Here is a 13128-nt window from a genome sequence, read left to right as displayed (position 1 = left end):
ATATAATTACGCTGCCTTAGATCTACTCTTATTCAACCGCAATACCGGAACCAAATGATCATGGAGGGAAATCATGCTTAAATTTATAGGTATTATGATGCTTTTCAGATTAGTGGGCAACCCTTTTCTGGCTTTATTCATCCTGCTTGTTATCTTATATTTCTTAGATCGGCGATACGTGGGAATTTTCCCTAGTATTACAAAGCCCTTCAAACGAGTGCGGCAAATCTCCAAGCTGCGCACAACAGTATCTTTGAATCCAAATGATGTTTCTGCTAAATTTGATTTAGCCCGGAATCTGTCAGAACGTAAAAAATACAAGGAAGCCAAGGATATCCTGCTACAGATCGAAGACCGTTACGAACAATCTGCCGAATATTGGGTGGAGCTGGCTCATGTGAATCTTAAGCTGGGCGCTTTGGAAGAAGGCGAAGATCAGATGCTTCGAGGTCTAGAAATCAACCGAAAAGCCCAATATGGTCAGCCATATCTTCGGTTAGCGGAAACCTTTCGCCATACAAATCACGATAAAGCGTTGCATTACGTTACTCAATTTCAAGAGATTCAATCTTCCTCTAGTGAAGCCTATTATTTAGCCGGCTCCATGTACAAAGCACTGGGCAGAACTGAGGATGCTAAACGTGCTTTCGACGAATCCACCGCCATTTACCGTTCGCTACCCAAATATAAAAAACGGCAAGAACGCGGCTGGGCGTTACGTAGCTTTTTTGCCAAAATGAAATAAACTTTGTACTTATATTTTCATAAAAAAACCTCTAGCCGCCTATTTAGGCAAACACTAGAGGTTTTTTGCTGTATAGAGTGATTACATGTTTACATCTTGTTTAGTGGGTTCTCCACTTTGTTTGACCGCAAATGGCCACCAGTTCCCACGGCCGAAGATCCGCACCATAACAGGAACAAAAAACGGCAAGAAGATTAGTGCATACAAGGCCAATCCTACAAGCACCACTGTTGCAATCTGCATCATCGACAATACCCCTGAAGGGTACATCGATGCGAAGGTGCCGCCCAAAATAACTACCGCCGAAAGAATGACTGTTCCCATATTGCGCATAGCATGCAGGATCGCTTCCCGTACATCCCATGTTTTATATTCGTTAAAGCGGGCCATTAAGAAAATACTATAATCTACACCAAGTGCAATCAGCATAACAAAGCTGAAGAATGGCGTTGTCCAGGTAATCCCTTCAAAGTGCAGAAGGTGAACGAATATAGCCTCTGTAACACCCAATGCTGAAAAATAAGTAATCAAAAGAGAAATAATAAGGTAAATCGGCATTACGATTGAACGAAGCAGCAACACCAAGATAATGAAGATCCCACCCAGCATCAAAATTACTGTACGTGTGTAGTCTTCGTTGGAAATATTACGTAAATCGTTCTGGCTGCTTGTAACCCCGCTGATTGCTGACTCTGCATTTTCCAGCTTCGTTCCTTTCACTGCACGATCTACTGCTGCTTGAATATCATCAACACTGTCAATAGCTTCTGAACTATATGGATTCTCAGTGAATACTACATCCAGCGTCATTACCTTACGGTCGTCAGACAAGTAGGTATTAAATACCTGCTCTATACCTTCAGCTTCAAGAGCCTCAGCCGGTACAAAGAATCCACTCAGCTCATCATCCTTAGCCGCTTGAATCTGATTCAAATAATCTTGTGCAGAGCCCAGCCCACTGGTAATTTGTTTCAAGCCGTTTGCACTGTCGCTTAAACCAGTAGTTAAGGCTCCTATCTGCCCAGTTAATTGACCAAAACCATCCGCAAGCTGCTGCTGTCCGCCTTGCAATTGATCTAGTCCACTAGTAATGGATGGAATTTTATCTACGATCTGTCCTTGACCTGCTGCGGCCTGCTCCAGCCCAGATTGCAGCTGACCGATGCCCGCAACAAGCTTAGCTAAACCTTGTGCGAGTGCGGTTTGCCCTGCCGAAGCTTTGGCATAGCCAGCATTCGCCTCATTTAAGCCAGCTGCTGCTCCTTTAAGCTGCTCTGAGATCTGCCCGAGACCCGCTGCCAGCTGTGCTGCCCCAGTACCACTCTGCGTTACGGTGCCTTTAATGGTCAGGTAATTAACATCCTGCAGAATTTCCGGATAACTGCTCTCAAGACCATTAAAAGAACCATCCAGTCCCTTCAACGCTTCTGCCACACCTTGCAGCTGCTGCGGAAGCTGCCCAAGCCCTTGATTCAGCGCAGTTAAACCGCTGCCGATTTTTTTATATCCCTCCAGCAGCTTCGTATTGGCATCCGCAAGCTGCTTGGCACTAGCAGCTGCCTGTTGAAGTCCTGCTTTGATTTCTCCTGCACCAGCTGAGCCGCTTTTTATTCCGCTCTCAATACGTGCCAGCCCATCGCCTAACGCGACGATCCCATCTTTCAGTTCTGCTGTGCCTTCCGTCAGCTTAGCGCTGCCTTGAGCAGCCTCTGTAAGCTTAGGTGCATTTTCACTCAGCTGTTTACTAGCTTCAGACAATCCCGTTTGAATCTTGGTCAGTCCCTCACTGGTCTGATCCAGACCGTCAGATAAAGTCCCCACCTGATTCGGGATTAAGAAATCACTGATTAGCTCTCCGGTTGGACGAGACATGCTGCGCACCGATTTTACGCTGTCCACTTTTTCCAGCTCGCGGCTGATTTTTTCTGCAAGTCCAAGATATTCTGAAGTATCCATCCGATCATCATTTTTGATTACGATCTTGCCAGGCATGGATTCACCCGGCCCGAAGCTATCCGAAATGATGTTAAATCCTTTTACCGAGGCATATTCTGAGCCAATTTCCTCCAAGCTGTTGAAGGACAGCTTTCCGCTATAGGTAACAAGGAACGGAGCTACGATTACTGCAACAATTAGCAGCGCGGCCCATGGTCTTTTTAAGGAAAAAGAACCTGCTGCTCCCCAAATACGGCTCTCACTGTGCTCCAGCTTGCCGCGTGAAGGCCAGAAGAGCTTTTTGCCAAGTACCGCCATGAAGAATGGAACAATGGTTACAAGCGCCAGCAGCATAACCGCAATCCCCACGGCAACGGCTACCGCCGAGCGATACAGAATGAATTTGGATAATCCAATCGCTACAAAACCTACGAATACCGCAAGTCCGGAATAGAACACCGTTCCCCCAGCCTTACGATAGGTTGCAATAATAGCACTTTTGGTATCTTCTGCTGTCATCATTTCTTCTTTAAAACGACTGATTAACAGGATACAATAATCCGTACCAATCCCGAACATGACCGCAACCATAAAGATTTGAGTAAATGTAGATAATGGAAAATCATAACGATCCACTAAAAAAGCCACAACGGACTGAGAAACAATATAGCTGAGTCCTACCGTCAGTAGCGGAACAAACGGTGCCACGAACGAACGGAACACCACGAACAGGATAAGTAAAATAAAGACTACCGTAATATATTCCGATTTCTTAAGCCCGGCTTCCGAGCTAGCAATCATATCCTCAGTAATCAAACCCTCACTGGTTAAATAATGATCCGCCTTAACATCTGTGAGTAATTCATCCACTTTATCAGGAAGTGCGGTGACAGACTCTCCTCCGCCTTTGATAGACAACGCCACCATTATCGTCTTGCCATCCTTGGCAATCAACGTATCCTTAAGCTCACTTTGTGAAAAAGGATCGGTGATGGAATCGATCTGCAGCGTCTCCTTATTCGCAGCCAACTTCTCAACGCCCTGCTGGATACTAGCTGTTTCATTGGCTCCGATTCCCTCTGGATTATTGAATACAAGAGCTACCTGATGCAGTGTCTCTCCGCCCTTATCATTCGCCGCTTCCTTTAAGATTTCTGCCGCTCTAGATGAGGAATAGCCATCAGGTACAGTAACCTGCCCCTTCTCACGTACAAGATCAGAGAACGAAGGGGCCGTCATGACCAAAACTACGGCCACAGCGAGCCAGATTGCGATAACCGCCCATCTTGCTTTTAGAATCGTCTTCATGGATTCTTCCCTCCATCATCATTCTGAATTAAATTCGCCAGCTTCTCGAACATCATGACGAACATTTCAATATCCTTCTCTTCAAAATGAAACAAATACGGGGAAATCACTTCATGTACCTGCGTCTCCGCTGCTTCAAAAACTTTTTTTCCGTGCTCAGACATCGACAAATACACCTGGCGGCGATCATTCTCGTCACGAGTTCGCTCGATTATACCCGCTTGCACCAATCTGTTGATGATTGCAGTAATGGAGCTTTTACCCACGCAAAAAGATTCAGCAAGATATGTAGACGTACATTGTTCCTGAGCATTAATCAACCGAAGAATTTGATACTGATCATTCGTTGTCTCCGCCGCAATACTATCTTTAATTCTTGCTGCTACTTGTCTTGTCACAATCAAATAAGCATCCATGTAGCGATTGATCCAATGTTGCACTTCGTTATCCAAAGCTTCCTACCTCCAAAATATAGTTCAACTATCGAACAGTTTCATTGTCAAACTATAATACCTGCTTTTATAAAAGTCAATTGGCTTTTTTTCGGGCATTTAAAGGCAAAACGCAAAAAAAACAGGCCGAGATTCCTCTCGACCTGCCATTTTATGACCTTCAAAGACTTTTTAGTCCTCATCCTCGGTCTCTTCAACTTCGTATACACATCTTAACATTTCAATTCCGGCTTCATTCTCTCCTAAGCTGTACACCATGAACCCTAGACTGCGATAAAAATCTGCGGCGATTTCATCCTCAGTCTCAGCTACCAGATAACGCGGCTGACGAGTAGCGAGCAGCTCCAGAATCATCCCCCGCGCATAACCTTTCCCTCTATTCTCTGGCAAGACGGCAATATGCCGAATGTCCAAAGAACCGTCTTCGGTTTCTTCGAAGCCTACAAGACCAAGCAGGAGTTCTTCTTCTTCCCAGCCATATAACTGCAGCCCGGCTTGTTCGCTGTACTCAGACGATGTCTGCTCCAACGCGTTGGGGTCATCTATGACCGCATACGTCAACAGCTCGTTCACCTCAGGCGAACCAATAAGGGATTTAAGATCTACCAACATTGTTCACATTCCTCCTTCTCTGTTGCTTCTGTACCCGATTCGAAACATACAGTAACCTGTCCATATCCCTAACATGTTTAACAATAGATCATCAATATCAAAGCTTCCGACATGCAGCAGCATTTGCAGAGACTCCAAAAGCAGGATGCAAGGAACAGCATATAAAGAGATTCTTTTCCAAGAAATTGGCCGTGTCTTTGCAAGTGGAATTAGTATACCAAATGGAATAAACACAACAACATTTCCAAGCAGATTCACAAACCGGCTGATCAGCGATACCCCGTTATTCATGTCGAAATAAAGTGACACCGTACGTAATGGAATCAAATTGTACTGAAGCGGGCCACCTGTATGGATCTCTCGCCCAAAACCGATAAACATCCAATAGATAACAGTAGCACTATACAGAGTCAGCCCTATCCGTGTCAATGCTCTCAGCTTCCGTAATCTGCTAGATTCTCCAGATCTACGAATGATCAATTGCCCGGTTTAACTTCTATAATTTCAATGCTTCCATCTTTTTTACCCACAATAGCCATTGCTGCAATTCCAATAAATAAGCCGTGTTCCACAACTCCCGGAATACTTTGGATGGTCAGTGCCAGCTTCGGTGCGGACTCAATGACTTCGAACCGGCAGTCTGCGATGTAATTGCCGTTATCTGTCTTGTACAGCTCTTCTCCGCTACGACGCAATTCAGGATTGCAACCCAGCTTGGCAAGTTCAGCCACAGTCCATTCCCATGCAAAAGGAACAATTTCCACAGGCAGCGGGAATTTGCCAAGTGTGTTTACCACTTTACTCTCATCAGCAATAACGATCATACGAGTACTGTTACTCGCAACAATCTTCTCCCGAAGCAGCGCGCCGCCGCCGCCTTTAATAAGCTGTAGACTACTATCCAGCTCGTCCGCTCCGTCAATGGTCAGGTCCAGACTATCAATATCTCCAAAAGCTACGATTGGAATCCCAAGTTCACGCGCCTGTTCTTCGGAAGCACGGGAGGTTGCTACAGCGGTAATTTTTAGACCTTCACTGACGCGCTCACCAAGCTTGTTGATCGCCCAATAGGCTGTAGATCCAGTGCCAAGGCCGATCTTCATGCCATCTTTTACAAATTCCACTGCTTTTTCCGCGGCTAATTGTTTAACATTGATACTCATTTTATTACCCCCATGTTATCCGTTATAATGATCTATGATGATGTTGAAATCACCTATTGTTCAGGAGGATTCCGGATGAGAACCGAAAACCAAATTCAATCTAAAATCAACGAATTGACACTGCAGCGCAGATCTCTGGAATCAAGATTAGCTTCATTAACAGAGAACAGCCCACAGCAAGATAACCTACAGGCTCAGCTCACTAGAGTTGAAGATATGATCATGATGCTGGAATGGGTGCTTAATGCACCCGTAGGGAGATATCATGCCTAAGTGCTGACTGCCATCCATTATTTTACCAAACAATGCCGGTAGCTGTGTTTACATAAAACGCGATTGCTTCCGGCTGTTTGATTCTTTTTTTATATCCAAATTTGTATTATGCTTTGCGCAGAGCAAAAAATCAATATCTTTCACCCTACTCTATGTATATTGTAAATTCACTGCATCCTCTAGATTGAGAATCATCTCTTTTTCTGTGTGATTAGCCGTCCTGTGTAAGTAGGCTTTATGCTCAGAATACGCATCCAAAGGCATTGGCCTACTAATCTTGTCAAGCATATTACGCTCGACATCAGCCAGTAAGTAATCCCCTTTTCCCGCTGCAACTCTGCACAAAATAATCAAAGCTACAGGCTTGTTCACAACAACCGCTCCATTCGACCGCGCAAATACAGTGTATTGAAATAACGGAATGGCCTCAGGTTCTTCAACACCAGCTGCACTAGATTGGTCAAAGATAGAATACATAAGGGAAGGATCACTTGATGAAGTACCGAGTTTCTTCTGATTAGACACCAACTTGCTGTTTTGGTAGGCAAGGAATCCCGCTGCTGCCAGCACAAGCACAAGTAAAATCACCAGTATCGCATACATCATCCCATCCCCACCTCCCACTCCAAAATAACAATTCCGGTTATATATTATCATGGAGGGAGGCCTAAGCCAATCTTATATTATCTGAAATTCAGCGCATACAGGTAATACTGATTCTATAAAGTTATTTTGAAATATTCAAAATAACAGTTGAAACTTTGATTTGCATGTCTCATAATGTAAATATGAATGTTGCTTGTCAATCCATATGGAAATCAAGGGAGGAAATTTAAAATGAAGTTTTTCTTGGATACCGGAAACATTGAAGAAATCAAACGTATTACTCGCCTAGGACTAGTGGATGGCGTAACGACTAACCCTTCGCTGATCGCTAAAGAAGGAAGATTGTTCAAGGATGTTATCAAAGAAATCGTTGCAATCGTTCCAGGACCTGTAAGCGCAGAAGTAATCGGACTTACAGCAGAAGAAATGCTTAAAGAAGCATACGAAATTGCTGAATGGGCTCCAAACGTTGTAATTAAACTCCCTATGACTGAAGATGGCTTGGAAGCTTGTTATGAGCTTACTAAAAAAGGCATCAAAACTAACGTTACACTAGTATTTTCCGCGGCTCAAGGTTTGATGGCTGCTAAAGCAGGCGCAACTTATATCTCTCCTTTCGTTGGTCGTCTGGATGATATCGGTGTTGACGGAATGAAGCTGATCAAGGATCTGAAGACTATCCTGACTAACTACAACTTGAAATCCGAGATCATTGCAGCAAGTATCCGCAACATTGCTCATGTTGAGCAAGCAGCTATTGCTGGTGCACACATCGCTACAATCCCAGGTTCACTTCTGCCAACCCTCTGGAAGCACCCGCTGACAGATAACGGTATTGAACGTTTCTTAAAGGATTGGGAATCTGTTCCACAAGCCTAAGAATATCTTTTATTCTTTTATCGAGAGGGCTATCCCACAAGCTGCGGCAACGCAGCTTAGGGATAGCCCTTTTTTCCATCCAGAGACATTGAGGAGGTTTGGCGAATACGTTTCGGCCAGATTGGGGGAATTACCTTCTCTGTGTCTTTAACGCCTGGCTCCCCCTTTTCCCCCTTACTCGGAGTTACTGCAAACAAGGTCAGCAATCCACCAATTGCCCCTACTGTAGCCATCAACGCGAACAAGACCCAATGCCCGCTGCTTAGCAGCAACGATACCACCGGCGGCCCCAACGCTACCCCTATAAATCTCATACTACTATAAAGAGCGGTGATTGTGCCGCTGTTCTCCTTCTCAATCCCCTCCGTGATTAAAGCATCCATACAGGGAAGTACAATTCCGATTCCAACACAGCCTAACCCCATAAACCCTACTAAAAAATAAATACCTTTGTTGAACCCCGCACAAATCATCGCCGCAGTCAGTAACACCATGCCCCCAAAACCCAGCCATTTCATTAGCGTTTTATTCTGACCAATGATCTTTCCTGTTCCATAGGAGGACAGACATAAGAGGGCAAGCGGTATCGCCAGCACAAAACCCTTCGTCACCCCGTGCATTTTATATTTAGTTTCCAGCATTTCTGATAAATAGAATTGGACACCAAAGGTCACAAACATACAGATGCCGCCTATGGCAAAAATAGCATACAACCAACGTCCCTTTTTGCGTAAAACGCTCACAATTCCAGATAAAAACGCCCGAAGTTCCTGTTTCTCAGGTTCATCCTTTGCTTCGGGCTTTCGGACCAGAAATAAGACTAACAAAAATGAAATTAGACATAAAATGGGAATTGCAATAAAAGGAGCAAACCAGAGCCATATCCCAAGATAGGCACCAAGAATTGGACTGAGTACTTTACCAAACGTATTGGAGGTCTCAATGATTCCCAGACTTTTGCTCACATCTTCTTCTTCCTTGAACAAATCGCCTACAAAGGGGATTACAATTGGAAAAGCACCTGCTGCACCAATTCCTTGCAACAGACGCCCTGCTAAGATCACCCAATAAGCGCTAACCCCCTTCATAAACCAAGCAGACACCACGCAGACAGCACCACCAATTGCAGCAATAATTAAACTCGGAAGAATAACCTTCTTTCGCCCAAAACGGTCTGACAGATAACCTGCAATAGGGATCATTACAATTGCCATCAATCCATACACGGTAATCAGCATACTGACTTGAAAAGCGCTAATGCCGAGTTCTTTGGAGATCTGCGGCAGAATAGGCAGCAGCATGGAGTTACCGAGGGTCATTATTAGTGGGATTGATGCTAAGGCAAGCAGATCCCATTTTCTTTCCTTCATGAACTGACCACCTTTGTCATTGTGTACAACATTCTTTATTGTGGTTTGTTCGCCCTTCTTTATTCATGAAAACAAAAAGACCGTCCCTCCGCTGCTTCGGAAAGGACGATCTTAAAATGAATAAATCTATGGTTACAGCGACCCGGCGCTTAAAGATGCCACATTAGCGGACGGTATAAAATGGCTAGGTTCACCCAGACTAAAAATGTGCAGCAAGTGCATAGCCCGAGTGCACGCCGTATAAAACAATTTGCGTTCACTTTCTCTGCCATATTGTTCAGCCGAGCCATCATAGATGACGACCGCATCAAACTCCACGCCTTTGGCTAAATAAGCAGGCAGAACCAGTGTCCCCTTCTGAAAATTCGGTGTTTCCTTTGTAACAAGTCTCACCGGCAGGCTACGATTTAGTTCAGCATGAACCCTTGCGCTTTCCTCCGCTGTTTTGCAGATGACAGCCACATAATGATATCCCTCAGAATGCAGCTTGCGGATATCCTGTTCCACAGCATTCAGAAGCTCCTTCTCGCTGGATACCACACTTAGCTGGGGTTCTTCTCCCCGCCGATTAAATGGTACGATTCGTTCTCCTCCAGGGATCATTGACCGCGTAAACTCCACGATCTCATAAGTTGAACGGTAGCTTTGGGTTAACGAGATCACTTCTGTGTTCTCTTCACCATATATACTTACGAGACTAGACAAATCCCCCAGTACCTCACCTTGCGCATAAATGGCCTGGTTCAGGTCGCCTAATACGGTCATTTTTGCTCTTGGAAATAAACGGCGCATGAACTCTAATTGGAATGGAGAGTAGTCTTGTACTTCATCTACAATCACATGGCGGATCAGTGTGTTGGTCCGGAAACCTTGGCTTAACTCCTTCAGATAAAGGAATGGCGTAGCATCCTCATAAGCAAGCTCGTTCACTCCAATGGATTCCAATGTCTGCTCACAGATATCATCCCACACCTCTGGTAAAGGATAATCTCCATTGAGGCGCGCCATAAGCTCGCGATCTGTAAATAACGTGCTGTACAAGCCCTTAACGTCCACAAATCGACCCCGTTTAGTCCAACCCCGCAGTGGTTTGAGCCGCTGGCTGACTACATAACGAGATAACACTTCTTTTTCCGTATCAAAATCATCAAAGCTATCCTGCGAAGCTTTCTTCTTCCGACGCAACATCTGATATGCACGGTGATAATCGCTGGAATCCAGCAGCTCGATCTGATCTTCGACCCACTTCGCATTTCTTTCCTCATGAGTAAAATCTGCAATCTTCTTAAGCAGCCAGCGGATCATCAAATCCACACGATTTGCAAGCTTTATGGCAGGATCGTACGCGTAGAACTGGCGTTCCATTTCTTCTTTACTGACCACTGCTTTCCCTTGAAACATTAAAGGTTTAAAAAGCATACCCTCCTGTTCCAATAACGTAGCATACCGCCGAATCACATCGAGGAAAGGTACGGACGATTTATAGGCAATGCCTTCTCTGCGTATAGCCACCTCAGGACCCTCAGGAGCATTAAGTAAACTTTCGGTCTGACTAAAGACATCTTCCAGCAGGAATTCATGTCCAAGACGATGTTCTAGATACATTTGGAACGTTGTTTGCTGCATATTTTCTTCGCCTAGCTCCGGGAGCACTGTAGATACATAGCTGTTAAACAGCGGATTCGGTGAAAACAGCAGCATTTGATCTGCTGATAATACGTCACGGTATTTATATAGAAGATAAGCTACCCGCTGCAATGCAGCAGAGGTTTTTCCGCTTCCCGCTGCTCCTTGCACAACTAGCATCCGGCTTTTGTCGTTGCGGATTATCGCATTTTGCTCTTTTTGAATTGTAGCAACAATACTTTTCATTCGATCGTCAGCGCTATGACTTAGCACCTGCTGCAGCAGCTCATCCCCGATCGTAACCCCAGTGTCAAACATAACTTCAATTACACCGTCAGCAATAACAAACTGGCGTTTAAGATTCATTGTTCCGGAGACTAATCCTCCAGGTGTTTCATAAGCTGCAGGACCTGGGGCTCCGTCATAATACAGACTGGAGATCGGCGCACGCCAGTCATAGATCAAAAAGGTGCCATCATCCTCCATCAAGGATCCAATCCCTAGATAAATCTTTTCCAGCCCGCCCGTTGGTTCCTCTGTGAAATCAATGCGGCCAAAGTAAGGAGAGACAACCAGCTTTTTATATTTTTTCAGCGCCTTGCTTGATTGCAAATGATGACGTTCCCGTTCATTGAGGATTTGGGACTGTTGGCGAAGACTTGTTGAGGTTTCTCCCAAATCATCCGGGCTACTGAAGTTTACGGTTACCTCTTCCCAGAAGTCTTTCCGCATATCCACTACATCACTGCGATGAAGTCCAAGCTCCTCTGATAAATTGCGAATATGGGCGGACAAAAGCTTGGTTACTCCGTCAACCCGTTCCTGTTCCTCTTTCCACTGACTTTCATTGTTATCCACTACATTTCATCCCCTTTTGGAAGGTTGACATTCCATTTGCATCATGATATGATAAATTTGCATATTTATGTTTTTAAATGCATACTTATTCGATATCTTATCATTTTAGCAATTTCAGTTTGAGATTTCAAGTATTCTCTTAAATAGATGATCCGGTCCCTGTGGAACCGGATTTTTTGCTGTTACAAAGCTTATATGTTGCTCTTCACAAGGTTATGTTTAGGCTTCATGCACAGATTCTTTATCCTCCGCTATACGATTCATCTGATCGGCCACTTTATCTAAGCGCTCCAATTGATATCCGTAATCATAAATTGCAGCAGCCACAACATATAAACGCAGCTGACCTATTTTCTCTGCATTATACCCCAAAATCGCGTTATTCAGGAATTCATCATTGTCTTCTCCCAAGGGTTCAGATTCATTGGCATTGGGCTTTAATTTGTCTTCAAACTTAAGTAAGATGTGCTGATGATATTTGATTAAATGTTCCAAATGATTATCAAATAGAGCATCTGTATGTTCGGTCCGATCCGCCTGGAAATAATGCCGATCTACGGCCTCGAGAACATCGTAACCTTTTTGCAAAGAAGCTAACAGGTTCTTATACACAACCATTTGTCTTGTCTGGCTATACTTGGCCCGTTTTAACTGCTTCTGCTCCTCCTCAAACAATGCATACTTATCAGCCAACGATTTTATGGATGAATGCAAAGCATTTTTTTCATCACGAAATACACTTTCCTTCATCTCATGAGAAACCGCTGTTCTCAGCAATAAAGAGAGGATTGAAAAAACATTCTCAATTTGCTTAATGTATTGCTTACGAGGTTTTGGAGGAACGACAATAATATTGATTAGAAATGCAGAAACAATACCTGTCAAAGTTAATAAAAAACGATTAAGTGCGAATTGCCATTCACCCGAAGCCTCCATCACTGTTATTACAGTAACTAACGTAAGACTTATCGTATCCGAACGGTTGATTTTCATACTGATCATAATGACTAGAATACAGACCAAACCGACTGCTATTGGGCTGTTGGATAACAGCATCCCTCCGAGTAAAGCCAGAACGGCCCCCATTGTACTAGTCGTGAGCTGGTCAAGAAAATAACGCCAAGAGCGATAAATAGAGGGCTGCATAGCGAAAATCGCCGCAATCCCTGCACCCACGGCAGAAGGAAATTGAAGCATTACAGCTAAATACAGGGCTAGCGTAACGGCCAAACCTGTTTTAAATATGCGAGCTCCTAAAGCCAAACCTATCCCTCCTAAAAATTAGCCCACGCTACAATATG

General features: G+C 44.3%; 12 protein-coding genes. 3 read left to right on the top strand and 9 right to left on the bottom strand.

The features are described 5' to 3' along the window. Window positions 1-73 precede the first annotated feature (73 nt). On the top strand, window positions 74-745 hold the full coding sequence (locus tag MHI32_RS12610) for a hypothetical protein (protein ID WP_340012460.1): 672 nt from the start codon (window positions 74-76) through the stop codon (window positions 743-745). Window positions 746-826: 81 nt separating this feature from the next. Here the strand turns inward: MHI32_RS12610 and MHI32_RS12605 are convergent, their stop codons facing one another. The 5 genes from MHI32_RS12605 to rpiA form a co-directional block, all read right to left on the bottom strand. Next, window positions 827-3988: an MMPL family transporter gene (locus tag MHI32_RS12605; protein WP_076125923.1), complete on the bottom strand. Its 3162-nt coding sequence runs from the start codon at window positions 3986-3988 to the stop codon at window positions 827-829. Beyond that, window positions 3985-4440: a MarR family transcriptional regulator gene (locus tag MHI32_RS12600; protein WP_038570382.1), complete on the bottom strand. Its 456-nt coding sequence runs from the start codon at window positions 4438-4440 to the stop codon at window positions 3985-3987. The genes MHI32_RS12605 and MHI32_RS12600 overlap by 4 nt, the downstream gene beginning before the upstream one ends. A 171-nt stretch (window positions 4441-4611) precedes the next feature. Then, window positions 4612-5052: a GNAT family N-acetyltransferase gene (locus tag MHI32_RS12595; protein WP_076125920.1), complete on the bottom strand. Its 441-nt coding sequence runs from the start codon at window positions 5050-5052 to the stop codon at window positions 4612-4614. Between the two features lie 3 nt (window positions 5053-5055). Then, entirely contained in the window at window positions 5056-5481 is a 426-nt protein-coding gene (locus MHI32_RS12590; RefSeq protein ID WP_339173657.1) for a VanZ family protein, read from the bottom strand. A gap of 47 nt (window positions 5482-5528) precedes the next feature. Then, the gene (gene rpiA / locus MHI32_RS12585) at window positions 5529-6209 is read right to left on the bottom strand and encodes a ribose-5-phosphate isomerase RpiA (RefSeq protein ID WP_339174496.1); all 681 of its coding nucleotides are present in this window, start codon (window positions 6207-6209) and stop codon (window positions 5529-5531) included. Window positions 6210-6290: 81 nt separating this feature from the next. On the opposite strand from rpiA, the gene MHI32_RS12580 reads away from it, so the two are divergent. Further along, on the top strand, window positions 6291-6488 hold the full coding sequence (locus tag MHI32_RS12580; RefSeq protein ID WP_076125917.1) for a hypothetical protein: 198 nt from the start codon (window positions 6291-6293) through the stop codon (window positions 6486-6488). Between the two features lie 150 nt (window positions 6489-6638). On the opposite strand, the gene MHI32_RS12575 is transcribed toward MHI32_RS12580, so the two are convergent. After that, the gene (locus MHI32_RS12575; RefSeq protein WP_340012459.1) at window positions 6639-7094 is read right to left on the bottom strand and encodes a hypothetical protein; all 456 of its coding nucleotides are present in this window, start codon (window positions 7092-7094) and stop codon (window positions 6639-6641) included. Between the two features lie 231 nt (window positions 7095-7325). On the opposite strand from MHI32_RS12575, the gene fsa reads away from it, so the two are divergent. Continuing rightward, window positions 7326-7973 (top strand): fructose-6-phosphate aldolase, encoded by a 648-nt coding sequence (gene fsa / locus MHI32_RS12570; protein ID WP_036686257.1) that lies wholly within the window; start codon window positions 7326-7328, stop codon window positions 7971-7973. Between the two features lie 56 nt (window positions 7974-8029). Here the strand turns inward: fsa and MHI32_RS12565 are convergent, their stop codons facing one another. The 3 genes from MHI32_RS12565 to MHI32_RS12555 form a co-directional block, all read right to left on the bottom strand. Continuing rightward, entirely contained in the window at window positions 8030-9343 is a 1314-nt protein-coding gene (locus MHI32_RS12565; protein WP_340012458.1) for an MFS transporter, read from the bottom strand. Window positions 9344-9475: 132 nt separating this feature from the next. Beyond that, a complete protein-coding gene (gene helD / locus MHI32_RS12560) occupies window positions 9476-11827 on the bottom strand; it encodes an RNA polymerase recycling motor HelD (protein ID WP_340012457.1) in 2352 nt (783 codons plus the stop codon). A 219-nt stretch (window positions 11828-12046) separates the two neighbouring features. Then, a complete protein-coding gene (locus tag MHI32_RS12555; protein WP_340012455.1) occupies window positions 12047-13090 on the bottom strand; it encodes an aromatic acid exporter family protein in 1044 nt (347 codons plus the stop codon). Between the last annotated feature and the right edge of the window lie 38 nt (window positions 13091-13128).

The organism is Paenibacillus sp. FSL H7-0690, assembly GCF_037980415.1.
In the GTDB taxonomy this organism is placed as follows: Bacteria; Bacillota; Bacilli; order Paenibacillales; family Paenibacillaceae; genus Paenibacillus_AQ; species Paenibacillus_AQ odorifer.
The sequence above is the reverse complement of the archived record's forward strand: the minus strand, read 5'-3'. Positions and strand labels throughout refer to the sequence as shown.

Bases quoted from the DNA above. Each gene is read 5' to 3' on its own strand.
- MHI32_RS12605 (WP_076125923.1), bottom strand. From the start codon at position 3,988: ATGAAGACGATTCTAAAAGCAAGATGGGCGGTTATCGCAATCTGGCTC.
- MHI32_RS12580 (WP_076125917.1), top strand. From the start codon at position 6,291: ATGAGAACCGAAAACCAAATTCAATCTAAAATCAACGAATTGACACTG.
- MHI32_RS12575 (WP_340012459.1), bottom strand. From the start codon at position 7,094: ATGATGTATGCGATACTGGTGATTTTACTTGTGCTTGTGCTGGCAGCA.
- fsa (WP_036686257.1), top strand. From the start codon at position 7,326: ATGAAGTTTTTCTTGGATACCGGAAACATTGAAGAAATCAAACGTATT.
- MHI32_RS12610 (WP_340012460.1), top strand. From the start codon at position 74: ATGCTTAAATTTATAGGTATTATGATGCTTTTCAGATTAGTGGGCAAC.
- MHI32_RS12565 (WP_340012458.1), bottom strand. From the start codon at position 9,343: ATGAAGGAAAGAAAATGGGATCTGCTTGCCTTAGCATCAATCCCACTA.
- MHI32_RS12595 (WP_076125920.1), bottom strand. From the start codon at position 5,052: ATGTTGGTAGATCTTAAATCCCTTATTGGTTCGCCTGAGGTGAACGAG.